Source organism: Phyllobacterium sp. SL163 (assembly GCF_049896885.1).
Taxonomy (GTDB): domain Bacteria; phylum Pseudomonadota; class Alphaproteobacteria; order Rhizobiales; family Rhizobiaceae; genus Phyllobacterium; species Phyllobacterium calauticae.
In genome coordinates, this window is the sequence record NZ_JAFCVE010000011.1 from 156,823 (window position 1) to 179,092 (window position 22,270).

At 59.1% G+C, this 22,270-nt stretch carries 23 protein-coding genes; 14 read left to right on the plus strand and 9 right to left on the minus strand.

The window, feature by feature from the left end:
* Position 1: 1 nt before the first annotated feature.
* Positions 2 to 793 (minus strand): SDR family oxidoreductase, encoded by a 792-nt coding sequence (locus ACP7B1_RS22585; protein ID WP_346306184.1) that lies wholly within the window; start codon positions 791 to 793, stop codon positions 2 to 4.
* 281 nt (positions 794 to 1,074) lie between these two features.
* Here ACP7B1_RS22585 and ACP7B1_RS22590 point away from each other — a divergent pair, with 281 nt between their 5' ends.
* The 5 genes from ACP7B1_RS22590 (at position 1,075) to ACP7B1_RS22610 (ending at position 5,975) form a co-directional block, all read left to right on the plus strand.
* The gene (locus ACP7B1_RS22590; protein WP_403181714.1) at positions 1,075 to 2,304 is read left to right on the plus strand and encodes an ABC transporter substrate-binding protein; all 1,230 of its coding nucleotides are present in this window, start codon (positions 1,075 to 1,077) and stop codon (positions 2,302 to 2,304) included.
* 97 nt (positions 2,305 to 2,401) lie between these two features.
* Positions 2,402 to 3,271: a carbohydrate ABC transporter permease gene (locus tag ACP7B1_RS22595; protein WP_403181708.1), complete on the plus strand. Its 870-nt coding sequence runs from the start codon at positions 2,402 to 2,404 to the stop codon at positions 3,269 to 3,271.
* Positions 3,268 to 4,095, plus strand: coding sequence for a carbohydrate ABC transporter permease (locus tag ACP7B1_RS22600; protein WP_288192171.1), 828 nt, complete (start codon positions 3,268 to 3,270; stop codon positions 4,093 to 4,095). The genes ACP7B1_RS22595 and ACP7B1_RS22600 overlap by 4 nt, the downstream gene beginning before the upstream one ends.
* A 19-nt stretch (positions 4,096 to 4,114) precedes the next feature.
* Positions 4,115 to 4,483 (plus strand): RidA family protein, encoded by a 369-nt coding sequence (locus tag ACP7B1_RS22605; RefSeq protein ID WP_346307592.1) that lies wholly within the window; start codon positions 4,115 to 4,117, stop codon positions 4,481 to 4,483.
* 22 nt (positions 4,484 to 4,505) lie between these two features.
* Positions 4,506 to 5,975 (plus strand): M81 family metallopeptidase, encoded by a 1,470-nt coding sequence (locus tag ACP7B1_RS22610; protein ID WP_346307589.1) that lies wholly within the window; start codon positions 4,506 to 4,508, stop codon positions 5,973 to 5,975.
* An 18-nt stretch (positions 5,976 to 5,993) separates the two neighbouring features.
* On the opposite strand, the gene ACP7B1_RS22615 is transcribed toward ACP7B1_RS22610, so the two are convergent.
* Positions 5,994 to 6,461 carry a MarR family transcriptional regulator gene (locus ACP7B1_RS22615; RefSeq protein WP_346307588.1) on the minus strand — a complete coding sequence of 156 codons (468 nt, stop codon included), beginning with the start codon at positions 6,459 to 6,461 and terminating at the stop codon, positions 5,994 to 5,996.
* A gap of 74 nt (positions 6,462 to 6,535) precedes the next feature.
* On the opposite strand from ACP7B1_RS22615, the gene hmgA reads away from it, so the two are divergent.
* The 5 genes from hmgA to mazF all read left to right on the plus strand — a co-directional run bounded on the left by hmgA (position 6,536) and on the right by mazF (position 10,157).
* On the plus strand, positions 6,536 to 7,852 hold the full coding sequence (gene hmgA / locus ACP7B1_RS22620) for a homogentisate 1,2-dioxygenase (RefSeq protein WP_346307587.1): 1,317 nt from the start codon (positions 6,536 to 6,538) through the stop codon (positions 7,850 to 7,852).
* Positions 7,849 to 8,871: a fumarylacetoacetate hydrolase family protein gene (locus ACP7B1_RS22625; protein ID WP_216373324.1), complete on the plus strand. Its 1,023-nt coding sequence runs from the start codon at positions 7,849 to 7,851 to the stop codon at positions 8,869 to 8,871. The genes hmgA and ACP7B1_RS22625 overlap by 4 nt, the downstream gene beginning before the upstream one ends.
* Complete coding sequence (gene maiA / locus ACP7B1_RS22630; protein ID WP_216373323.1) at positions 8,871 to 9,515, plus strand: maleylacetoacetate isomerase; 645 nt, start codon at positions 8,871 to 8,873, stop codon at positions 9,513 to 9,515. The genes ACP7B1_RS22625 and maiA overlap by 1 nt, the downstream gene beginning before the upstream one ends.
* A 64-nt stretch (positions 9,516 to 9,579) precedes the next feature.
* Entirely contained in the window at positions 9,580 to 9,822 is a 243-nt protein-coding gene (locus ACP7B1_RS22635) for an AbrB/MazE/SpoVT family DNA-binding domain-containing protein (RefSeq protein WP_346307586.1), read from the plus strand.
* A complete protein-coding gene (gene mazF / locus ACP7B1_RS22640; protein WP_346307585.1) occupies positions 9,822 to 10,157 on the plus strand; it encodes an endoribonuclease MazF in 336 nt (111 codons plus the stop codon). Before ACP7B1_RS22635 ends, mazF begins: the two co-directional genes overlap by 1 nt.
* Positions 10,158 to 10,318: 161 nt before the next feature.
* Here mazF and ACP7B1_RS22645 read toward each other — a convergent pair whose 3' ends face one another.
* Positions 10,319 to 10,543, minus strand: coding sequence for a hypothetical protein (locus ACP7B1_RS22645; RefSeq protein WP_346307584.1), 225 nt, complete (start codon positions 10,541 to 10,543; stop codon positions 10,319 to 10,321).
* Positions 10,544 to 10,598: 55 nt separating this feature from the next.
* Entirely contained in the window at positions 10,599 to 11,711 is a 1,113-nt protein-coding gene (hppD, locus tag ACP7B1_RS22650) for a 4-hydroxyphenylpyruvate dioxygenase (RefSeq protein ID WP_346307583.1), read from the minus strand.
* 120 nt (positions 11,712 to 11,831) lie between these two features.
* Between hppD and ACP7B1_RS22655 the strand changes: the two genes are divergently transcribed.
* Entirely contained in the window at positions 11,832 to 12,293 is a 462-nt protein-coding gene (locus tag ACP7B1_RS22655; RefSeq protein WP_346307582.1) for an Lrp/AsnC family transcriptional regulator, read from the plus strand.
* Between the two features lie 20 nt (positions 12,294 to 12,313).
* On the opposite strand, the gene ACP7B1_RS22660 is transcribed toward ACP7B1_RS22655, so the two are convergent.
* The 4 genes from ACP7B1_RS22660 to ACP7B1_RS22675 form a co-directional block, all read right to left on the minus strand.
* Positions 12,314 to 12,652 (minus strand): type II toxin-antitoxin system PemK/MazF family toxin, encoded by a 339-nt coding sequence (locus ACP7B1_RS22660; RefSeq protein WP_346307581.1) that lies wholly within the window; start codon positions 12,650 to 12,652, stop codon positions 12,314 to 12,316.
* Positions 12,639 to 12,857, minus strand: coding sequence for a type II toxin-antitoxin system PrlF family antitoxin (locus ACP7B1_RS22665; RefSeq protein WP_346307580.1), 219 nt, complete (start codon positions 12,855 to 12,857; stop codon positions 12,639 to 12,641). Before ACP7B1_RS22665 ends, ACP7B1_RS22660 begins: the two co-directional genes overlap by 14 nt.
* Before the next feature lie 71 nt (positions 12,858 to 12,928).
* Positions 12,929 to 13,615, minus strand: a complete 687-nt coding sequence (pdeM, locus tag ACP7B1_RS22670) for a ligase-associated DNA damage response endonuclease PdeM (protein ID WP_346307591.1) — start codon at positions 13,613 to 13,615, stop codon at positions 12,929 to 12,931.
* Between the two features lie 26 nt (positions 13,616 to 13,641).
* Complete coding sequence (locus ACP7B1_RS22675; protein ID WP_403181671.1) at positions 13,642 to 16,161, minus strand: ligase-associated DNA damage response DEXH box helicase; 2,520 nt, start codon at positions 16,159 to 16,161, stop codon at positions 13,642 to 13,644.
* 114 nt (positions 16,162 to 16,275) lie between these two features.
* On the opposite strand from ACP7B1_RS22675, the gene ACP7B1_RS22680 reads away from it, so the two are divergent.
* Positions 16,276 to 17,292 (plus strand): ligase-associated DNA damage response exonuclease, encoded by a 1,017-nt coding sequence (locus ACP7B1_RS22680; RefSeq protein WP_346305385.1) that lies wholly within the window; start codon positions 16,276 to 16,278, stop codon positions 17,290 to 17,292.
* Positions 17,292 to 18,917: a cisplatin damage response ATP-dependent DNA ligase gene (locus ACP7B1_RS22685; RefSeq protein WP_403181666.1), complete on the plus strand. Its 1,626-nt coding sequence runs from the start codon at positions 17,292 to 17,294 to the stop codon at positions 18,915 to 18,917. The genes ACP7B1_RS22680 and ACP7B1_RS22685 overlap by 1 nt, the downstream gene beginning before the upstream one ends.
* Positions 18,918 to 18,967: 50 nt before the next feature.
* Here the strand turns inward: ACP7B1_RS22685 and ACP7B1_RS22690 are convergent, their stop codons facing one another.
* Positions 18,968 to 19,765, minus strand: a complete 798-nt coding sequence (locus ACP7B1_RS22690) for a DUF1295 domain-containing protein (protein WP_346305383.1) — start codon at positions 19,763 to 19,765, stop codon at positions 18,968 to 18,970.
* Between the two features lie 573 nt (positions 19,766 to 20,338).
* Between ACP7B1_RS22690 and ACP7B1_RS22695 the strand changes: the two genes are divergently transcribed.
* The gene (locus ACP7B1_RS22695; RefSeq protein ID WP_403181662.1) at positions 20,339 to 21,934 is read left to right on the plus strand and encodes a peptide ABC transporter substrate-binding protein; all 1,596 of its coding nucleotides are present in this window, start codon (positions 20,339 to 20,341) and stop codon (positions 21,932 to 21,934) included.
* The last annotated feature ends 336 nt before the right edge of the window (positions 21,935 to 22,270 follow it).

Consider the following 22,270-nt stretch of genomic DNA (forward strand, 5'->3'; position numbering starts at 1 on the left):
GTCAGTCTTCTCCCGCAAGAACGTCGTTGATGAAGCGCAGATTGCCTGACGTCAACCCGGCATCCACGGCCAGCGCCGTGCCTGTTATTCCAGATGCTGCCGAGGAAGCCAGAAACAGGGCGGCATGTGCCACTTCTTCCGGTGTCACCATGCGCCCGAGCGGATAGTGCGGCAAGACTTTCGCCAGGAGTTCCGGCTGACCGGCGAGGCGATGATCCCATGCAGGTGTGCGCACCGAGCCGGGGCAGACCGCATTGGCACGGATGCCATACCGTCCACGCTCCACGGCCAGCGCCTTCACATAGGAGATCAGACCAGCCTTGGCAGCCGAATAGGCCGGGTTGCCGAAATGCGAGAGGCCATTGACCGAGGATATGAACACCACATTGCCGCTGCCGCGTCTGGCCATGGCATCGACGACCGGCGCCGTCACATGAAAGGCACCATTCAGGTTGACCGCAATCTCGCGATCCCAGACGTCGCCATCCACCTGATCCAGTGTTTCGCCGCGGGTGAAGCCGGCATTATTGACCAGCACGTCAGGCGCACCGTTTTCGCCGATGAAGTCACCGACGGCCTTTGCGATGCCGGCGCGGTCCGTGAGTTCAAACACAAGACGATGGGCGAGGGGCAGGTTTTCCAATGCCGCGTCCGTCCTGTCGGCGCCCGAAACGACGGCCCCCGCAGCGGTGAAGGCTGCAATCAATGCCCGGCCGATACCGCCTCCGGCACCGGTGATCAGCACCTGCCTGCCTTTTAGTCCATAGAAATCATGCAAATTGGGTGAGGTCATTGCGCGTTCATCTGTTCCCGTATCATTGGCCCGCTTCTGCGGACAATCTCTCGCGGATTCCACCGCCTGTTGCCCAGCTAATGGCGATGCGTGAAAAAAAGCAACATAAAAATACATCAAACCGATGCAAAATTCGCTTGCATGAAATTAAATTACATTTGAAGATAGAGAGGCTGGTTGGAAGAAACGGCTTGCGGGAGGCGAAGGAGCCTACCCGCCGAAGACGGTTCGCGGACACAAACAAACGCCGTGTGACTGCGGCGATAACAAGGGGAATGACAATGACGTTCAAACAGAAACTATGCCTTCTTGCCGGAGCAAGCATCGTTGCCTTCAGCAGCAGCGCCTTTGCCGCAAGCACCGTGCGTGTCACGATCGCCGAATACAGCAAGGGCACGGGCCCTTATTTCCAGGAAGCGGCCAAGGCGTTTGAAGCCGCCAATCCCGATGTCAAAATCCAGATCGAGGTTGTGCCGTGGGACAGCCTGCAGCAGAAGCTGACCACCGATATTTCGGCCGGCGCCAATGCCGATCTTTCCATCATCGGCACGCGCTGGCTGCTCGACTATGTGTCGGAAGGCATCGTTGCGCCGCTTGATGAGCACATCAAACCGGACTTCAAGGCCCGCTTTATCGACACGTTCCTGACGCCGTCGGTCATGAACGGCAAGGTCTACGGCCTGCCGGTCGCCGCCTCGGCGCGGGCGATGTACTACAACAAGGACATTTTCGCCAAGGCCGGCATCAGCGCGCCGCCTGCGACGTGGGCCGACTTCAAGACCGACGCGGAAAAGATCAAGAAGCTCGGCGGCGAGACCTATGGTTTCGGCCTGCAGGGCAAGGAAATCGAGACGGACGTCTATTTCTACTACGGCATGTGGTCGAATGGCGGCGAAATCGTCAAGGGCGGCAAATCCGGCCTCGATTCGAAGGCGGCCATCGACACCGCCAAGCTTTACAAGAGCTTCATCGATGAGGGTCTGACCCAGCCGGGCGTGACCTCCTATTCGCGTGAAGACGTGCAGAACCTGTTCAAGCAGGGCAAGGTGGCAACGGTCATCACCGCACCGTTCCTCTCCGGCCAGATCAAGACCGAAGCGCCGAAGCTCAATTATGGCGTGGCGCCCATTCCCGCCGGTCCTGGCGGCGACAAGGGGACCTATGGTGTGACCGACTCGATCGTCCTGTTCGAGAATTCCAAGAACAAGGAAGCGGCCTGGAAGTTCCTTGATTTCATCTTCACCAAGGAACAGCGCACCAAGTTCGACAAGATCGAAGGCTTCCTGCCGGTCAACGCGGAAGAAGCGAAGGACCCTTATTTCGCCGATAATGCCGATCTGAAGGTCTTCACCTCGCTGCTGCCAAATGCCCGGTTTGCACCGGTCATTCCGGGCTGGGAGGACATCGCCAAGACAACCTCCAATGCCGTGCAGAAGATCTATCTTGGCCAGGGCGAGGCCGAGGCAACGCTGAAGGAAGCGGCTGCCAAGATCAACGCGACGCTGAAATAAGCCGGCCGCGGGAGAGTGGCGCCAGCCGCTCTCCCGCCCCGTCCTTCAGACGCCATATTCTCCGGTCCCATATTCTCCGGTCAAGGAACGCACGCTTATGCAACGGGCAACGGCCCCCTATTTTCTCATCCTGCCCAGCTTCATTCTGGCAGCCGCCATCATCCTCTGGCCGCTGAAGGAAATCGTCTCGCTGTCGCTGCACGACGTGAACCGTTTCGGCATGCTGCGCGAATTCGTCGGGCTTGAGCATTTCCGCGTGCTGTTCGCCGATCCGGATTTCATCGCCGCAACCTGGCGCACGCTGGTATGGACCGTTTGCGTCGTGCTCGGCACGCTGATCGTATCGGTCCCCATCGCGCTGATTCTCAACGAGGATTTCTATGGGCGCGGCATTGCCCGCATCCTCATCATGCTGCCCTGGGCGATCTCGCTGACCATGACCGCCGTGGTCTGGCGTTGGGCTCTCAACGGCGAAAGCGGCATGCTGAATTCGGCGCTGCGCGATCTCGGCCTGATCGGCAGCAATATCCAGTGGCTGGCCGAGGCATCCACCGCCTTTCCGATGCAGATCCTGATCGGCATTCTCGTCTCGGTGCCGTTTACAGTCACCATTTTCCTCGGCGGACTGTCGTCGGTTCCCGATGATCTCTATGAGGCGGCGGCCACGGAAGGCGCAGGACGCTGGGACCAGTTCCGCCTGATCACGCTTCCCCTGTTGCGGCCCTTCATCAACATCGCGTTTGTGCTCAACACGATCTACGTCTTCAACTCTTTCCCGATCATCTGGGTGACCACACAGGGCGGGCCTGCCAATTCGACCCATATTCTCGTGACCTATCTCTACGAGCTCGGCTTCCGCCTGGGGCGCCTGGGCGAGGCGGCGGCGATCTCGCTGATCATGTTCGCCATCCTTCTGGTCTTCACGCTCATCTATGTGCGGCTGGCCATGCGCGAGGAGAAGGCATGATGAACAGCAAGCTCAAGCGCTCCCTCCTGTTCTGGCTGTTCCTGTCGCCGATCGTCGTGGTGATCCTCTTTCCCTATGTCGTCATGACGATCACCTCGCTCAAATCGGCAACGGAAGTGCTCAACCCAACCTGGTGGCCGGAAGAGCTGCACTGGCAGAACTTTTCGGAGATGTGGCAGACCTCCGGCATTGCGTCGGCGCTCGCCAATTCGCTCTACGTATCGACGCTGTCGACCCTGCTGACCATCGTCGTCTCCATTCCCGCCGCCTATGCCCTCAGCCGCTACCAGTTTGCCGGCCGCAACGCCTACCGGCAATTTCTGCTCGTCTCGCAGATGCTGTCGCCCATCGTGCTGGTCATCGGCCTGTTCCGGCTCGTGGCCAATGCCGGGATGATCGACAATCTGAATGTGCTTGTCATCATCTACACCGGCTTCAACATCGCCTTCTGCGTGTGGATGCTGCAGAGCTATTTCTCCACTATTCCACGCGATCTCGAAGAAGCCGCATGGATGGAAGGGGCAAACCGCTGGCGCACGCTGCGCAGCGTCTTCCTGCCGCTCGCCGTCCCGGCAATGGTCGTCACCGCCATCTTCACCTTCATCAATGCCTGGAACGAGTTCGTCATCGCGCTTACCATGCTGCGCAAGGAAGAGAACTACACCCTGCCGATCCGCGTGCTGTCGCTTGTGGCCGGCCGCTATACGGTCGACTGGCACTACGTCATGGCTGCGGCATTTGTGGCATCTGTTCCGGTCGCCATTCTCTTTGCGTGGCTGCAGCGCTATCTGGTGCGCGGGCTTTCCATCGGCGCCGTCAAGTAACCAAGTCAGGGAATTGAACATCATGACAAAACAACATTTCGGATCATCGCATGTGCCGCTGTCACCGGCCGTCCGCGCCGGGGATTTCATCTACATTTCCGGCCAGGTCCCGGTCGGCGCCGATGGCACCGTCATCACAGGCGGCATCGAAGCACAGACAAAGCAGGTGATGGAGAATATCAGGACAGCGCTGGCGCTGGCCGGTGCGGATCTGTCCGATGTGGTGAAGACCTTCGTCATTCTCGAAGATGCGCGCGAGTTTTCCGCCTTCAACAAGACCTACGCGACCTATTTTCCGCAGAACCCGCCAGCCCGCACCACGATTGAATCGCGCCTGATGATCGACATCAAGATCGAAATCGAAGCCATTGCCTATAAGCCCCTCTGATACATAAAGAACAGGCATTTCCATGCGCATCTTCACCGCCTCCTTCGCGACGGAAACCAACACGTTTTCGCCGGTTCCAACCGACCGCGCCAGTTTTGAAATGGCCTTCTATGCGGGTCCCGGCGAACATCCGGAAACACCGACGCTGTGCTCGGCGCCCATGGTGGTTCTGCGCCGCCGCGCACGGGAGGAGGGCTTTGAACTCATCGAGGGCACCGCGACCTGGGCCGAACCCGGCGGGCTTTTGCAGCAGCGGGCTTACGAGGAACTGCGCGACGAAATTCTCGGCCAGCTGCAAGCGGCTCTACCTGTCGACGCGGTTATTCTTGGCCTGCACGGGGCCATGGTCGCCCAGGGCTACGATGATTGCGAAGGCGATCTGCTCGAGCGCATCCGCGCGATTGTCGGCCCTGACGTGCTCATTGCATCGGAACTTGATCCGCACAGCCATCTGACACGCAAACGCGTGGAGAATTCCAACATTCTTGCTGCCTTCCTTGAATTCCCGCATACGGATTTCTACGAGCGCGGCGAGCACGTGGTCGATCTCGCGCTGCGCACGCTGCGCGGCGAGATCAAGCCGGTCATCTCCACCTTCGATTGCCGCATGATCGGTGTTTTCCCGACCAGCCGCGAACCGATGCGTTCCTTCGTCGACCGTATTCAAGCCTTGCAGGGCAAGAACAACATTCTCTCCATCTCGCTGATCCACGGCTTCATGGCGGGCGACGTGCCGGAACTCGGCACACAGGTCATGGTCGTCACCGACAATGATGCACCGCGTGGCGAGGCGTTGGCTGAATCCCTCGGCATGGAAATTTTCGGCATGCGCGGCCGCACCGCCATGCCGATGCTCGATACGGAAGCCGGGCTCGATAAAGCTGTGGCTCTGGCTGCAAAGAAGACCGGAAAGCCGGTGGTTGTCGCCGATGTCTGGGACAATCCGGGCGGCGGTGTTGCCGGTGACGGCACGCTGATCCTGCGCCGCATCATCGAACGCGGCATCGACAATGTGGCGGTGGCAACGATCTGGGATCCGATTGCCGTCACGTTCTGTCTCGCCGCCGGCGAGGGCGCACGGATTCAATTGCGCTTCGGCGGCAAGGCGGGGCCGGATGGCGGCGCACCGCTGGATGCCCGGGTTGAAGTCGTGAAGGCCGTGCAGGAAGGCTGGCAGAGTTTCGGCAAAAGCCGGGTCACCCTTGGACCGGCCGCCGTCATTCGTCTCGAAGGCACGGATATCGAGGTCATCCTCAATACCAATCGCACCCAGACATTTGAGCCCGACATTTTTTCCAATCTTGGCATCGAACCCGTTGCCAAGGATATCCTGCTGGTCAAGTCGACCAACCATTTCCATGCGGGTTTCGAGCCGGTCGCAGCCGAGATCATCTATATCGATGCGGGCGCGCCCTATCCGTCAAACCCGAAGAAGACCGACTACCGGAAATTGTCCCGCGAAATCTGGCCGCGGGTCGACATGCCATTCTGATCGGCCTGCAACCTGCTGCTACCGGCCCTGCCGGTAGTAGGCTTCCAGCGCCGCCAACCCCGCCTTCAGTTCTTTGGCGCCGCGATCGCCGAGCCTGGCAAACAGCTCGGTCTCATAGTCGTGCGCCATCGTCGCCAGATGCTGATACGCCTTGCGTCCCGCCGGCGTCAGTTCCAGATGTTCCGTGCGGCGGTCGGCGTCATCGCGCTTGCGCTTGAGCCAATGGCGCTGCTCCAGTGAAAACACCGCACGGCTGACCTTTGTCTTGTGCATGGATGAATGTGCACCAATGGCCGTCGCCGACAGCGCCCCGAACTGGCCGAGCGTTGCCAGCGTGCGCCATTCCGGCCGCGTCAGGCCATATTCATCGCGGTACTGGCTGGCAAAGCGCTGGCTGATCGCCTCCGCTGCCTTGTTCAGCCGGTAGGGAATGAAATCCTCCAGCACCAGCGGCGGCATCGCCGCCTCGTTCTGTTTCCCAGTCATTTGATCTCCTTTGCCGTTGATAGTTACAAAAAAGATCGTCACAAATGCAACTAAATAGATCGGGAGGATTGATCATGACCCTTCACTACATGCCGGGCTTCGGCAATGACTTTGAAACCGAATCGCTCCCTGGCGCGCTGCCGCAGGGGCAGAACTCGCCGCAGCGCTGTGCCTATGGTCTCTACGCGGAACAGCTGTCCGGCTCGCCCTTCACCGCGCCGCGCGGCATCAATGAACGCTCGTGGCTTTACCGCATCCGGCCGTCGGTCAAACATTCGGGACGTTTCACGCCCACGTCGCGCAAAGACTGGAAGACCGCACCCAATCTCGACGATCACGAACTGCCCATCGGCCAGCTGCGCTGGAACCCGACACCCATGCCGCAGGAGCCGGTGAATTTCATCGACGGCATCCGCACCATGACCACGGCAGGCGACGTGCACGGCCAGACCGGCATGGCCGCCCATGTCTATGCGTTCAACCGCGACATGGAGGATGACTACTTCTTCAATGCCGACGGTGAAATGCTGCTCGTACCGGAAAAGGGTCGTCTGCGGGTATTCACCGAGATGGGCATCATCGAGATCGAGCCCTCGGAAATCTGCATCATCCCGCGCGGCATGGTGTTCAAGGTTGCCGCCCTTGACGGTGAAGCCCGCGGCTATATCTGCGAAAACTACGGTGCGAAATTCGCGCTGCCGGATCGCGGACCGATCGGCGCCAATTGCCTCGCCAACCCGCGTGATTTCAAGACGCCGGTCGCCGCCTATGAGGACAAGGAAACCCCGTGCCGCCTGCATGTGAAATGGTGCGGCAAGTTCTATCGGACGGATCTCGGCCATTCCCCGCTCGACGTGGTGGCATGGCATGGCAATTACGCGCCGTATAAGTACGACCTGCGCACCTTTTCGCCGGTGGGCGCCATCCTCTTCGACCATCCCGATCCGTCGATCTTTACGGTACTGACCGCGCCATCCGGCGAGGAAGGCACCGCCAATGTGGATTTCGTCATTTTCCCGCCGCGCTGGCTGGTTGCCGAACACAGCTTCCGCCCGCCCTGGTACCATCGCAACATCATGTCGGAATTCATGGGATTGGTTTATGGTCAGTACGACGCCAAGGAGGAGGGCTTTGTTCCGGGAGGCATGAGCCTGCACAACATGATGCTGCCGCACGGGCCGGATACGATGGGCTTCAACAAGGCATCGACTGTGGAACTGAAACCACACAAACTGGAGAATACCCTGGCCTTTATGTTCGAAACCCGTTTCCCGCAGCATCTCACGCGGTTTGCGGCGGAACTGGACTCACTACAGGACAATTATGCCGATTGCTGGACGGACCTGAAGAAGCGGTTCAACGGCACACCCGAAGGAGACTGGTCCGAATGAAACTTGCATCTTTGAACAATGGAACGCGGGACGGCAGGCTCGTTATCGTGTCCAGGGATTTGACCAGTTTCACCGATGCGTCGTTTCTCACAGCCACCCTGCAATCCGCACTCGACAACTGGGCGCGCATCGCCCCGCATCTGGAAGCGCTGGCCGAAAGCCTCGACCACGGGGCCGTCCCTTCCGAGCGCTTTCACGAACATGAGGCGCTGTCGCCATTGCCGCGCGCCTTTCAATGGGCGGACGGATCGGCCTACGTCAACCATGTCGAACTGGTGCGCAAGGCCCGCGGGGCGGAGATGCCGGAGAGTTTCTGGACCGATCCTTTGATGTATCAGGGGGGCTCCGACAGTTTTCTCAGCCCCCGCGCGCCAATCGTCATGGCCGACGAAGCCTATGGCATTGACATGGAAGGCGAAGTGGCCGTCGTCGTCGACGATGTGCCTATGGGTGCGACGCCCGATCAGGCACGCCACGCCATCCGTCTCATCATGCTGGTAAACGATGTCAGCCTGCGCGGGCTGATCCCGGCGGAACTCGCCAAGGGTTTCGGTTTCTTCCAGTCGAAACCGTCTTCGGCTTTCTCGCCGGTTGCGGTCACACCGGATGAACTGGGCGAGGCGTGGGACGGCGGCAAGGTGCATCTGCCGCTCAGTGTCGACTACAATGGCAAGCCGTTCGGCCGGGCGAATGCCGGTGTCGACATGACCTTTGATTTCCCGGTTCTCATTGCCCATGCGGCCAAAACCCGTCCACTGTCGGCGGGTACGATCATCGGTTCCGGCACCGTTTCCAACAAGCTGGATGGCGGAGCTGGCAAACCCGTCGCGGAGGGCGGGGCGGGTTATTCCTGCATCGCGGAAATCCGCATGATCGAGACGATCAATCACGGCGCGCCGAAGACGGCATTCATGCAGTTCGGCGACACCGTGCGCATTGAAATGAAGGACAATGCCGGTCATTCCGTGTTCGGCGCCATCGAGCAGCAGGTGACACGCTATCAAACGGACGCCGAGTGATGAACGGGCTCGTCCTCTTTGACTATTGGCGCTCGTCGGCAAGCTACCGGGTGCGGATTGCCCTGCAAAGCCTCAAGCTGAACTATGAAACCGTGCCGGTTAATCTGCTGAAGGGCGAGCACAAACAACCGGACAATCTGAGCCGCAACCCGCAAGGCCTCGTTCCGACGCTGGCCATGGACGGCAGGATGATGACACAGTCTTTGGCCATCATCGAATATCTCGATGAGATTTACCCCGATGCCGCGTTTCTGCCCCCCGATCCGGCAGGCAGGCAACGCGTGCGGGCGCTGTCCTATGCCATTGCCATGGATATTCACCCGGTCTGCAATATGGGCGTGACCGCACATGTCATGGAGATCACCGGGGGCGGCGATGCAGCGCGCGGCGCCTGGATGCAGAAGTTCATCGCGCAAGGACTGGAAGCCTTCGAACGGCTCCTCGACAATCCGGATACCGGCAAGTTCTGCCATGGCGACAAGCCGGGCATGGCCGATTTCTGTCTTGTGCCGCAGGTCTACAATGCCCACCGCTGGGGCGCTGATATCTCAGGGTTGAAACGGGTCAATGCCATCTCCGGTCGCTGCGAAAAACTCAAGGCCTTCGTGGCAGCACATCCGGATAAAGCCAAGCCTGACGTATAGACATTGTTGACACATCAAGCGGAACTCATCATTGTATCGACAATGATGATACAAGGAGTTGGCTATGCGTGTGACCGTGAAGAAATGGGGGAACAGTGCTTCGGTGCGCATCCCGGTCGCTGTCATGGTTGCAGCGCGGCTGCAACTCGACACGGTGGTTGATGTGCGTGAAGAAGATGGCCTGATCATCATCGAGCCGGTCCGTCAGACCGAGTATGACCTGGATCAGCTGATCGAGGGCGTCACATCCGAGAACATGCATTCCGAGGCCGACTTTGGCACTGCCGTCGGCAAGGAATCCTTTTGATGCCGGCCTATGTACCCGATGCCGGTGACATCGTGTGGCTGCATTTCAATCCGCAAGCCGGTCATGAACAGGCCGGACATCGCCCCGCCGTCGTGCTCAGCCCCGCCAGTTATAACGGCAAGACCGGCCTCATGCTGTGCTGCCCCATGACCACGCAGATCAAGAAGTATCCGTTCGAAGTGCTGATCGCAGGTGATCGACCGGGCACCGTCCTTGCCGATCAGGTCAAGAGTCTCGACTGGCGCGTTCGACGCGCAATGCACAAGGGCAGCGTGTCGGCAGCAGAACTTGCCGAAATCCGCAGCAAGGCCGCCGCGCTGATCGGCAAGCGTTAGAGACAACGCCTATTCGGCTTCTACACGGCCTTCCGGCCAGATGCGAGCGACGTCGCTTTTTAAGGCGGCAATGGCTTCGAAAACATCGCTCGCATCCATCGGCATAACGCTCCCACATTTTTCCATCCTGCACTATGCAGGAACCGCTATGGATGGAAAAGTCAGGAAATCAGCAATACACCATTACCGAAAACCCGCGTCAGCTCCCGAATGAGTTTTGCTTCACGGGCGGTCAGGTGCTCGGCATCGACAAAGCGCCAGTTGCGCTCGTAGAGCTCAAACGCTTCTTCCGCTGGAATTGGACGCGCAGCATCCCTGTTCCACGCGAGCAGTTTCAGCTCGGGGAAATCAGCGGGAACGATAGGGGCTACAAAAGCTGCAGTCATCATGCACTCAATATAATGCACAACCAACCCGATTTATAGCCCGCTCCGTTGTGCGTTATTCCGCAGCAGCGACCTTGATCACGCCACGGCGGATCTGGTCTTCTTCGATCGACTCGAACAGAGCGCGGAAATTGCCCTCGCCAAAGCCTTCATCGCCCTTGCGCTGGATGAATTCGAAGAAGATCGGGCCGATAACGGTCTTGGAGAAAATCTGCAGCAGGATTTTTGTCATGCCGCCGTCGATCACGCCTTCGCCGTCGATGAGAATGCCATGCTTCTTCATCCGCTCGATCGGTTCATCGTGGCCATGCACACGCTCATGCGACATGTCGTAATAGGTCTCGGGCGGGCCGGGCATGAATTTGAGCCCGTTGTCCGCGAGCTTGTCCGTCGCGTCGTAGATGGCTTCCGTCCCGACGGCGATGTGCTGGATGCCTTCGCCCTTGTACTTGCGCAGATATTCCTCGATCTGGCTCTTGTCATCCGTCGATTCGTTCAACGGAATGCGGATCTTGCCGCAAGGGGAGGTTATGGCGCGGGAAACGAGGCCCGTCAGCTTGCCGGCGATGTCGAAGAAGTGAATCTGCTTGAAGCCGAACAGTTCCCGGTAGAACGCCCACCACTTGTCCATGTTGCCGCGATAGACATTATGGGTCAGGTGATCGAGATAATAGAAGCCGACACCTTGCGGTTTCGGGTCGCGTTCGCCTAGCCACTCGAACTCGTCCTCATAGACCGAGCCCTTTTCGCCATATTTTTCGATGAAATACAACATCGATCCGCCGATACCGACAATGGCGGGAACATCGATGGTCTTGTCATCGCCGGTATAGGGTGTCGCACCCTTGGCAACCGCATGATCGAAGGCATGCTTGGCATCCACCACGCGCCAGGCCATGGATGGCGCACACGGGCCATGCTCACCGACGAATTTCGTCGCATGGGAATTGGGTTCAGCATTGAGGATGTAGTTGATGTCGCCCTGACGCCACAACGTTATGTTCTTGGTGCGATGCCGGGCAACGGGCTTGTAGCCCATGCGGGTGAAGAGCTCTTCCAGCTTTTCCGGCTCCGGATGCGAGAACTCGACAAACTCGAAACCATCCGTCCCGGCAGGATTTTCCTTGCTGATCGTAGCGACCGGTGCGTCGTGCGGAAATGGGCCCATGGCATCCTCCTCTGATTATCCGCATTATCGCGCAAATGGCATGCAAAGTGTTTGCATTTCAGCGCTCCGCAGAGGCATAATGCGCACATTTCGTGCATATAACTACTAAGGAGAGCATGAGTGGAGCAACTTGATGCGTTTGACCGCAAAATACTGTCTTCGCTGCAGGAGGATGGACGACTCACAAACAACGAGCTTTCCGAGCGGATCAACCTGTCCGCCTCGCAATGCTCGCGCCGCCGCTCCCGGCTGGAGGAGGAGGGATTCATTCGCGGCTACAGGGCGGAAATCGATCGCGAAAAACTGGGTCTCGGCATCGTCAACATCATCTCTGTCACACTTGCCACCCATAACAGGGACAATGCCCGCCGCTTTTCCGACCTCATTTCAAAGCTGCCGGAAGTCATGGAAGCCCATGCACTGACGGGTGAGATGGATTATTTCATCAAGGTGGTCACACCAGATTTGCGGGCGCTCTCGTCCTTCGTCAACGACGTGCTGCTGCCGCACGAGTCCGTACAGAACGTCAAGACCGCCATCGTGCTGGACACATTGAAGGAAGATGGCAGGCTGCCGATTTGAATGGAGAACTGACAGAATTGCTATTTGCTCAGGACTGAGGCAACCACACGCCTGACATCATCCAGTGTTTCCGTTGCAACCTGTCCCAGCTTGTCCGCATGAGCCGCTTCAATGGTCGCAATCTTAAGCGGCCGGATGACGGAGGCGACCGGAAGACCAGTTTCCGCATGACGGGGAATGGAAACATCTCCCGTCCAGGATTTATTTTCAGCACTGGTAATCATCAGCACCCAAAGAAGGTTGGCATCTTCACCCACGGCGCCGTCCGAGATGACAAGCGCAGGCCGGTGCTGGCGCGTGTTGCGGTCCGTGTAAGGAAACGGTACGCGGACGATATCGCCGGACTTAAAGGTCAGCATAGGCTTTTCTATCGGCAGGGCTGTCCCACTCCACGAATGTTGCAAAGGGATCATCGCCTTGGGTACCGGCTTCCACTCGCATGAGGATGACCCGCCCCTCTTCAATCCGATAGGCAATTTCATCGCCTGGATTCAGTTTCAGCGCCACACGTACCGCCTGCGGTATGGTCGTCTGAGCTTTACTCGTCATTTTGCTGGTGATCATGAGTTACTCCTTCGCATGGCCCATATGTAAGGAATTTCCTTACCGACCGCAAGAACAGTCATGCAGATATCTCAAGGATACAGCGTCTTGCGCAGCATGGGGTAAACCCTGGCATGGCCGAGCATATAGGCCTTGAGGCTGTTGCTGTCGAACAGGCCATGGAAGGCCCGGCCAAGAATGTTGAGCCCGCCGGTATAGGCGCCGAACGCCGGCATGATCATGCGGGTGTGGTCGGTGACGAAACAGCGCCGCTGCACCGCCTGGCCGCGCCTTACCACCTTTGCCGCCGGATGCAGATGCCCGGCGATTTCACCCCGCGATGCGATTTTTGAAGGTTCGTGGCGGAACACCAGCGCCCCGAAAGCCAGTTCCGCATAGGTCTCTCCGGGAAGATCGGCCGGATGCTCCGGATCGTGATTGCCCGTGATCCAGATCCAGTCACGGCCATGCATCAATGTCGCCAGTTGCTCGGCATAGATGGCGGGCAGGCGCGCGGCGGCATCGCCATCGTGAAAACTGTCGCCAAGGCTGATGACACAGGCCGGTTGATACCGGGCAATGCTTGCCGCCAGTGCCTTCAATGTGGAGGCGGTATCATAGGGCGGCAGCAGCATGCCGCGCCGGGCGAAAGACGAGCCCTTTTCGAAATGCAGGTCTGAGACGATCAGGATGCGATCGGCCTCCAGATAAAGCGCACCGGACGGGTCACATATAGCTGCATGGCCGGCAATATCGGTCTCGACCGCGCCGTGCAGCATTGTCCGTGTCGTGTGAACCGCCAGATTCATGTCCGTTCCATCATCTCGCGGGTCAGTTCGTCGGCAATCTCTTCGAGCAGCGTTTCGTGGGCTTCGCCCGGAACACGCTCCTTGCCGATTTCCATCATCACGGGAACGGCGAGCGGCGATATCCGGTCGAGCTCCTTGTGGATGATGTGACCCTTGATTCGTGCCAGCATATCGGCAAGGCGGCGAATGTCGAGAAGCCCGGTGGCGGCATCGGCGCGCGTGGCCTGGATGAGAATGTGGTCGGGTTCATGCGTGCGCAGGACGTCATAGATGAGATCGGTCGAGACGGTTACCTGCCGCCCGGTTTTTTCCTGCCCCGGATGCCGCTTCTCGACAAGGCCGGAGATCAGCGCGCAATTGCGGAACGTGCGCTTCAGCATCCAGCTTTCCGACAGCCATGCCTCGAGATCATCGCCCAGCATGTCTTCATCGAAAAATTCGGAAAGCGGCAGTTCACCCTTCCGGAACATACGGCCCATGTCGCGCAGGCCCCAGATCGACAGCGCATAATCCGTGGCGACAAAGCCGAGGGGCCGCGCCTTGGCCCGCTCCAGCCGCCGCGTCAGCAGCATGCCAAGGGTCTGATGCGCCAGCCGTCCCTCAAAGGGATAGATCACCATGTAATAGCGTTCACCGCGCGGGAAGGTTTCGACCAGCAGGCTGCCGGGATCAGGCAGCACCGATTTCTCCTTCTGGATTCTCAGCCAGTCGCTGACCTGATCGGGCAGGGCACCCCAGCGATCCGGATCGGCCAGCATGGCGCGCACCTGATCGGCGAGATAGGTGGTCAGCGGGAATTTTCCGCCGGCATAGGCAGGAATTTTGGCGTCGAACCCTTCGGCATTGGAAACAAGGCATTCATTCTCGCGAATGCCTTCAAAACGCAGCACGCGCCCGGAAAAGAAGAACGTATCGCCCGGCGAAAGGGCTTCGAGAAACGACTCCTCCACCTTGCCGAGCACCGGGCCGCCACGCGCATTGCCACCCTTGCCGCGCTGGCGAGTGAGCCGCACATTGAGACTGGGCGCCTCGATAATGGTGCCGACATTCAGCCGGTATTGCTGGGCAATGCGCGGGTGCGTTACACGCCATGTCCCATCGGCGGTCTGGCGGATTTTGGCGAAACGTTCATAGCTTTTCAGGGCATAACCGCCGGTGGCGACGAAATCGACAATCCGGTGAAACGTTTCACGCGGCAAGCCCGCATAGGGCAGGGCCGTGGTTATCTCCTCGAAAAGCGCATCCGCATGAAACGGTTCAGCGCAGGCCATGCCGAGAATATGCTGAGCCAGCACATCCAGCGAACCCTCGCCGAGCGGCGGCGTATCCTGGGCACCGAGATAATTGGCATCGAGCGCCGCCTGGCACTCCATCACCTCGAATCGGTTGGCCGGAACCAGGATGGCGCGCGAGGGTTCGTCCATCCGGTGGTTGGAACGGCCGATGCGCTGCGCCAGCCGGCTCGCCCCCTTCGGCGCACCCACATGGATGACGAGATCGACATCACCCCAGTCGATGCCCAGATCAAGCGTCGAGGTGGCAACGACTGCACGCAGCGCATTGCTGGCCATCGCCTGCTCGACCTTGCGCCGCTTGCTGACATCGAGCGAGCCGTGATGCAGCGCAATCGGCAGATTGTCATCGTTCGCCATCCACAGATCATGGAACAGGCGCTCCGCCTGACTGCGGGTATTGACGAAAATCAGCGTTGTCTGGTGCCGTTTGATCGCTTCATAGATGCCCGGCAGGGCATAAACGGCGGAGTGGCCGGCCCAGGGAATGCGGTCGGATGTTTCAAGAATGGTGATATGCGGTTTGGCACCGCCTTCGACCTTGACGAGGCTGGCCATGGGCCTGCCTTCCAATTGCGGCAGCAACCAGCGCCGCAGGGCATCCGGATCGGCAACGGTTGCGGAAAGCCCGATGGTCTGCACACCGGGCTGCACCTTGCGCAGCCGTGCCAATCCCAGCGACAGCAGGTGTCCGCGCTTGGACGTCACCAGCGAATGCAGCTCGTCAAAGATGACATAGCGCAAATCTGCGAAAAACCGCCCGGCATCCTTGTTGGCAATCAAAAGGGCGAGCTGTTCCGGTGTGGTCAGGAGGATATCCGGCGGAACAAGCTTCTGGCGTTGCCGCTTGTAGGCGGGGGTATCGCCGGTGCGGGTTTCGATGGTGATATCAAGCCCGATCTCCTCGATGGGCCGGGCCAGATTGCGCTCGATGTCGACGGCCAGCGCCTTGAGCGGCGAGATGTAGAGCGTGTGAATGCCACGGCTGGCATTGTTGCTTTTGCCGCGTGTCGCCAGATCGACCAGCGCCGGAAGAAAACCCGCCAGCGTCTTGCCCGCACCTGTCGGCGCGATGAGCAGGGTCGAACGGCCGGCTTGTGCTTCCTCCAGCAATTCCAGCTGATGCGCGCGCGGCGACCATCCCTTGGCCTGAAACCAGTCCAGGAAAGGTTTTGGCAGGAGAGAACTGCCTTCGATAAAAAGGGGCTTTGTCTTGGTGCTCACAAGAGCGAATGTAATGGTGTGCAAGGAAAGCGCCAAGTTTTCTTTCGCGGTTTTCGGCATTTGCGTGGAGCCAAATGCTGCCTATCTTCGTTGGTGCAGAAAGGTGGAAGAACAATGCTGACCCGTCCGGAGGCACTTTTGCGATCAACGCCAGCGGGTCTCTATTCCCCGGCGGGGGATTTCCATATCGATCCCGTCAGCCCGGTGGAGCGCGCCCTGATCACCCATGGTCATGCCGACCACGCCAGACCCGGCCACCAGCATGTCATGGCAACACAGCAGACACTCGATATCATGGGGATACGCTATGGCGACAATTTTGCCGGAACGACGCAGGCCGCGGAGCTCGGAACAGTCAGCGAGATCAATGGCGTCAAGGTCAGCTTTCACCCGGCAGGCCATGTGCTGGGCTCGGCACAGATTGCCGTCGAGAAGGACGGCATGCGCATCGTCTGTTCGGGTGACTACAAGCGGGCGGCGGATCCCACCTGCATCGGGTTTGAACCCGTTCCCTGCGACGTGTTCATAACCGAGGCGACCTTTGCCCTGCCGGTGTTCCGGCATCCCGATGCCAGGGACGAAATCGCCAAGCTCATAAAGTCCATCGAACAGTTTCCGGAACGCTCGCATCTTGTGGGCGCCTATGCGCTGGGCAAGGCGCAGCGGGTCATCCGCATGTTGCGCGATGCGGGCTATGACAGGACGATCTACATCCACGGCGCACTGACAAAACTCTGCGAATACTACCAGTCGCAGGGCATCGATCTTGGCCCCCTGTCCCCGGCAACCCTCGAAACCGGTACGCCGCAGGATTTTTCAGGCAGTGTCGTTGTCGGACCGCCTTCCTCCTTTCAGGACCGCTGGGCCCGACGCTTTCCCGATCCTGTTTCATGCTTCGCCTCGGGCTGGATGCGCATCCGCCAGCGCGCGCGCCAGCAGGGCGTGGAACTGCCGATCATCCTGTCCGATCACTGCGATTGGGATGAACTGACCAGTACGATCAGGGAACTGGCCCCATCGCAGATCTGGGTGACCCACGGCCGCGAGGAGGCGCTTGTCCGATGGTGCGATCTCAACGGGTTTGCCGCACGGCCGCTGCATCTCGTCGGCTATGAAGACGAGGGGGACTGATGCGCGAATTCGCCGCCCTTCTCGACAGGCTGGTGCTCACGCCGCAGCGCAACGGCAAGATCAGGCTGCTCGTCGATTATTTCCGGCAGACGCCGGACCCCGACCGCGGTCTTGCCCTTGCCGCCATCACGCGGGACCTCGACATCGCCAATGTCAAACCCGCCATGCTGCGCGCGCTCGTCGCCGAGCGTATGGACGAACAGCTTTTTGCCTATTCCTATGACTATGTCGGCGACCTCGCTGAAACGATTTCCCTGGTCTGGTCAGCCAAGGAGCCATCGCGTGCCAACGCCGTCCCCACCCTTGGCGACGTCGTTGCCTCGCTCGCGCGCGCCTCGCGCAGCGATGCCATCAGGCTCGTGGAGAAATGGCTGGACCAGTTGGACGCCTCCGCCCGCTACGCCCTGCTGAAGCTGGTGACCGGCGGCCTGCGCATCGGCGTTTCGGCACGACTGGCCAAGCAGGCGCTTGCGGATTTCGGCGCAGTGGATGTTGGCGAGATCGAGGAACTCTGGCACGGATTGAAGCCGCCCTATCAATCCCTGTTCGCCTGGCTGGAAGGCAAGACGGAAAAACCTGCCAGCCTTGCCGCCGCACCGTTTCGTCCTGTCATGCTTTCGACCCCGCTCGAAGAATCGGACTATGCAAAGATTGTTGCAGAAGATTATGCGGCGGAGTGGAAGTGGGACGGCATCCGCGTGCAGTTGACGGCTGAAGCCGGCCAGCGGCGCGTCTATTCGCGGACGGGTGACGACATCTCCCACGCTTTTCCCGATATTGCCGATGCCATGCATTTCGAGGGAACACTGGATGGCGAACTGCTCGTTGCCCGCAGCACCGCCGAAAGCGTCGAAATCGGCGCCTTCGGTGATCTGCAGCAGCGGCTCAACCGGAAAGCGGTTTCGGCCAAACAGATGGAAAGTCATCCGGCATTCGTGCGGCTTTACGATCTGCTGGTTGACGGCGACGAAGACGTCCGGACTTTGCCTTTTGCTGAACGAAGGCAAAGGCTTGAGCGCTTTGTCTCCGATCTCGATTCCACGCGTTTCGATCTGTCGCCGCTCGTGCCGTATTCCACCTTCGAAGACCTTGTCACAATGCGCCGGAACCCGCCGCACCCCGTTATCGAAGGGTTGATGCTGAAACAGTGGGATTCCACCTACGTGCCCGGACGCCCGAAGGGACCGTGGTTCAAGTGGAAACGCGATCCCTTCACCATCGATGCCGTGCTTGTCTATGCCCAGCGCGGCCACGGCAAGCGATCAAGCTTCTATTCGGATTATACATTTGCCGTGTGGACCGGCCCGGAAGACGACCCGCATCTGGTGCCGGTGGGCAAGGCCTATTTCGGCTTCACCGACGAAGAGTTGAAACAGCTCGATGCCTATGTGCGCAACAACACCACCGAACGCTTCGGGCCGGTGCGTTCCGTGCGGGCGGAGCAGAACCATGGCCTCGTACTGGAAGTGGCCTTCGAAGGATTGAACCGGTCAAAACGGCACAAATCCGGCGTCGCCATGCGCTTTCCCCGTATCGCCCGCCTGCGCTGGGACAAGCCGCCGATCGAGGCGGACAGGCTGGAAACCCTGGAAGCCCTTTTGCGCGATTCCGATGTCACCGATTAGGACGATAGATATTATCGATACTTCAATAGGTTAATACCTGTTTTCTCACCTTATTCTTGAGGCGGCTTGGGAAAGAAGATGCTCGTGCGCCGTTGATAGTCCCGGAAAGCCTGGCCGCGCGAGGCAAGCATGTGCTCCTCCAGCGGCGGGACGCCGGAGACATGGCGCAGCAGCACATACATCAGGACCGGCGCGGCAAGCGTGAGCCAGCCATGCACATAGTCGCCGTCGAAATCCGCAGCGATCAGCACATAGGCCACCCAGCTCAGCCATTCGAAGAAGTAATTCGGATGGCGTGACCAGCGCCAGAAACCCGTATCGCAGATCTTGCCGCGATTGGCCGGGTTTCGCGAAAACCGCTTGAGCTGCCAGTCCGCGATCGCTTCGCCGGCAAGCGCAACAAGCGCCACCACGAGCCCGAGATAATCGGGAAATTCCAGCTCGACATCCGGCCGGGCGGCGGCGATGTAAACGCTGACGACAAGGAGAATGCCGGCAAAGGCCTGCGTTTGCAGAAAGAAGAACATCTGCGAATTGGCAGAGGCACCCCATTGCCTGCGCAACCGCGCGTAGCGTGGATCATCCTCGCTGTTGAGCGTGCGCAGCAGAATATGGCCGCCCAGCCGCAGCGACCATAGCGCAAGCAGGATAATCACCAGCCATTTTCGGGCCGGCGAGACCATATCGCTGGAAAACAGGATGGAAAGAATGCCGATTGCCCCGACACCGAACGACCAGAAGGCATCCGCCCAGCCGCTGTTCCCGGTCTGGCGCTGCACAAGAAAGGCACAGGCCATCACGCCGCAGAGCGCGACAGCTGCGATAGTAAGAATGACGAGAGCTGTCATGCACGTTTACCTGTTGTTCACCGGGGATGTCTGGCAGATGTTCAAAGGGCGGGGCGCTGCAGCATACAGGATTTTTTCGATCAGCAAATCACCACCCGCTTAAGACCTATTCTTGTCCGGCTGTCCAAGGATAAAATTGGGGGTATTGCGTGGTGTGGCAACAACAATGGGCGACAATGATCCTCGGCCCTTGGCCGGCCACGAGACCGCAAGCGCTCGTCGTCTGCGCGGGCACCCGCACGGTGCCGGAAAGGCTTTGCTAACCAAATTTCCATTTCGGGGAAAAATATCAAACAGACACCGTGAAACGCGCCAGAGCGGCGATTTTGGAGCAAAAAGTGACGAGAATGGGCCCGATGGTCCACATCGTGCACAATTTTTTTGACGTTTTCGTAAAATTTGCTTGCAGGCCAAACAGCCTGAAAATGCTGCTCTATCCTGAGTTTAACTCGATTTAGGCCGTTTCGTCGACTCGCATATTTCGCATAATTCGCAGAATCGACGGCTTGCGTTTGGCAAAATTTTGGCTTTTGTTCATGCCTTCATAATTCTTCAAAGGGGAAGGACCAAAAAATGTCATTTATGAAACTCAACCTCCGCGCGGCGCTGCTGCTTGGATCGCTGATGATCGGCGCAAGCCCGGCACTGGCAGAAGCCGTGCTGCATCGCGGCAACAGCGGCGAACCGCAGACCCTTGATCAGTCGCAGACCTCGATCGATATCGAAGCATTCATCGTCAAGGATCTTTACGAGGGCCTGACGATCTATGACGCCATGGGCAAGATCGTTCCGGGCACCGCGGAAAGCTGGAAGGTTTCCGATGACGGCACCGTCTACACGTTCAAGCTGCGCGACAATGCGAACTGGTCGGATGGCACGCCGGTAACGGCGGAAGATTTTGTCTTCTCGATGCGCCGCGTCGAAGACCCGAAGACAGCCGCCGGCTACGCCAATATCCTTTATCCCATCAAGAATGCCGAAGCCGTCAACAAGAGTAAGGCCAAGGTGGAAGAGCTCGGCGTAAAGGCCATTGATGCCAAGACGCTGGAAATCACGCTCGAACGTCCGACCCCTTTCTTCATCGAGCTGCTGTCGCACCAGACTGCGCTGCCGATCAACAAGGCCAGCTTCGAAAAGAATGGCGCCGATTTCGTCAAACCGGGCAAACTGGTGGGCAATGGCGCATTCAAACTGCTTGAGCACGTGCCGAACGACCATCTGACCGTTGCCAAGAACGAACATTACTGGGATGCGGCAAACGTCAAGCTCGACAAGGTCATCTTCTATCCCCTGGAAGACCAGGCCGCAGCCGTCCGACGATACGAAGCCGGTGAACTGGACCTCGTCTACAACTTCTCCTCCGACCAGATCGAGCGCATGCGCGCCGCCAATGCCAAGCAGGTCCACGTGACCCCGGCCATGGCAACCTACTACTACCCCTTCGATACGCGCACCGAACCGTTCAACGATGTGCGCGTGCGCCGTGCCCTTTCGATGGCCGTCGATCGCGATTTCCTTGCCAAGGACATCTACAACGGCACCAAACTGCCGGTTTACTCCCTGGTTCCTCCGGGCATGCAAAACTACGGCGAACCCTCCAAGGCCGATTTTGCCGACAAGTCGCAGCTTGACCGTGAAGATGAAGCGCTCAAGCTGATGAAGGAAGCGGGTTATGGCGAAGGCGGCAAGCCTCTGAACATCGAAATCCGCTACAACACCAACCCGAACCACGAGCGTGTGGCGACGGCTGTTGCCGACATGTGGAAAAAGGCCTTCGGCGCCAAGGTCACGCTGATGAACCTCGATATTTCATCGCACTACGCCTACCTGCAGGAAGGCGGCAAATTCAACGTTGCCCGTGCCGGCTGGACGGCAGATTACGCCGATCCGGAAAACTTCCTGAACCTCAATGTCAGCACCAACAAGACCTTCAATTACGGGCATTATTCCAATCCCGAATTTGATGCCCTGATGAAGAAGTCCTATGAAGAGCGCAATCCTGCGGAACGCGCCAAGATCCTGCACCAGGCAGAAGCATTGATCATGCGCGACCAGCCGATCGCGCCGCTGATGAATGATGCGAACCTCTGGCTCGTGGCCGACAAGGTCAAGGGCTGGGGTGATAACGCCAACAACGAGCACCTGAGCAAATATCTCAGCGTTGAATAGCAAAGTCTGACGCGCAACCCGCACCCGCGGGTTGCGCGTCACGCTTTTGCCCGGCTCGCTATGTGCCAGCTACCGACCGCAAATCGACAAACAGACATGACCCGGCACGGCCCTTTCTACAGGACCGTGAACGGATGGATATTGCCATTTCATGTCAAACACCGACCAGTAAACGGCGAGGAAACAGCCAGATGACGTTTGCGAAGTTCAATTTTACCGCCGCCCTGCTTGCCGGTTCGCTTGTGCTGGCGGCAGGCCCGGCGCTTGCCGAAGCGGTTCTGCACCGCGGCAATTCCGGCGAGCCGCAAACGCTGGATCCGTCCCAGACCTCGCTTG

What these genes read in the sequence shown, in the direction of transcription:
- ACP7B1_RS22585 (WP_346306184.1), bottom strand. Translation starts at nt 793, where the DNA reads ATGACCTCACCCAATTTGCATGATTTCTATGGACTAAAAGGCAGGCAG.
- ACP7B1_RS22590 (WP_403181714.1), top strand. Translation starts at nt 1,075, where the DNA reads ATGACGTTCAAACAGAAACTATGCCTTCTTGCCGGAGCAAGCATCGTT.
- ACP7B1_RS22595 (WP_403181708.1), top strand. Translation starts at nt 2,402, where the DNA reads ATGCAACGGGCAACGGCCCCCTATTTTCTCATCCTGCCCAGCTTCATT.
- ACP7B1_RS22600 (WP_288192171.1), top strand. Translation starts at nt 3,268, where the DNA reads ATGATGAACAGCAAGCTCAAGCGCTCCCTCCTGTTCTGGCTGTTCCTG.
- ACP7B1_RS22610 (WP_346307589.1), top strand. Translation starts at nt 4,506, where the DNA reads ATGCGCATCTTCACCGCCTCCTTCGCGACGGAAACCAACACGTTTTCG.
- ACP7B1_RS22615 (WP_346307588.1), bottom strand. Translation starts at nt 6,461, where the DNA reads ATGACTGGGAAACAGAACGAGGCGGCGATGCCGCCGCTGGTGCTGGAG.
- hmgA (WP_346307587.1), top strand. Translation starts at nt 6,536, where the DNA reads ATGACCCTTCACTACATGCCGGGCTTCGGCAATGACTTTGAAACCGAA.
- ACP7B1_RS22625 (WP_216373324.1), top strand. Translation starts at nt 7,849, where the DNA reads ATGAAACTTGCATCTTTGAACAATGGAACGCGGGACGGCAGGCTCGTT.
- maiA (WP_216373323.1), top strand. Translation starts at nt 8,871, where the DNA reads ATGAACGGGCTCGTCCTCTTTGACTATTGGCGCTCGTCGGCAAGCTAC.
- ACP7B1_RS22635 (WP_346307586.1), top strand. Translation starts at nt 9,580, where the DNA reads ATGCGTGTGACCGTGAAGAAATGGGGGAACAGTGCTTCGGTGCGCATC.
- mazF (WP_346307585.1), top strand. Translation starts at nt 9,822, where the DNA reads ATGCCGGCCTATGTACCCGATGCCGGTGACATCGTGTGGCTGCATTTC.
- ACP7B1_RS22645 (WP_346307584.1), bottom strand. Translation starts at nt 10,543, where the DNA reads ATGACTGCAGCTTTTGTAGCCCCTATCGTTCCCGCTGATTTCCCCGAG.
- hppD (WP_346307583.1), bottom strand. Translation starts at nt 11,711, where the DNA reads ATGGGCCCATTTCCGCACGACGCACCGGTCGCTACGATCAGCAAGGAA.
- ACP7B1_RS22660 (WP_346307581.1), bottom strand. Translation starts at nt 12,652, where the DNA reads ATGCTGACCTTTAAGTCCGGCGATATCGTCCGCGTACCGTTTCCTTAC.
- ACP7B1_RS22665 (WP_346307580.1), bottom strand. Translation starts at nt 12,857, where the DNA reads ATGATCACCAGCAAAATGACGAGTAAAGCTCAGACGACCATACCGCAG.
- pdeM (WP_346307591.1), bottom strand. Translation starts at nt 13,615, where the DNA reads ATGCTGCACGGCGCGGTCGAGACCGATATTGCCGGCCATGCAGCTATA.
- ACP7B1_RS22680 (WP_346305385.1), top strand. Translation starts at nt 16,276, where the DNA reads ATGCTGACCCGTCCGGAGGCACTTTTGCGATCAACGCCAGCGGGTCTC.
- ACP7B1_RS22685 (WP_403181666.1), top strand. Translation starts at nt 17,292, where the DNA reads ATGCGCGAATTCGCCGCCCTTCTCGACAGGCTGGTGCTCACGCCGCAG.
- ACP7B1_RS22690 (WP_346305383.1), bottom strand. Translation starts at nt 19,765, where the DNA reads ATGACAGCTCTCGTCATTCTTACTATCGCAGCTGTCGCGCTCTGCGGC.
- ACP7B1_RS22695 (WP_403181662.1), top strand. Translation starts at nt 20,339, where the DNA reads ATGTCATTTATGAAACTCAACCTCCGCGCGGCGCTGCTGCTTGGATCG.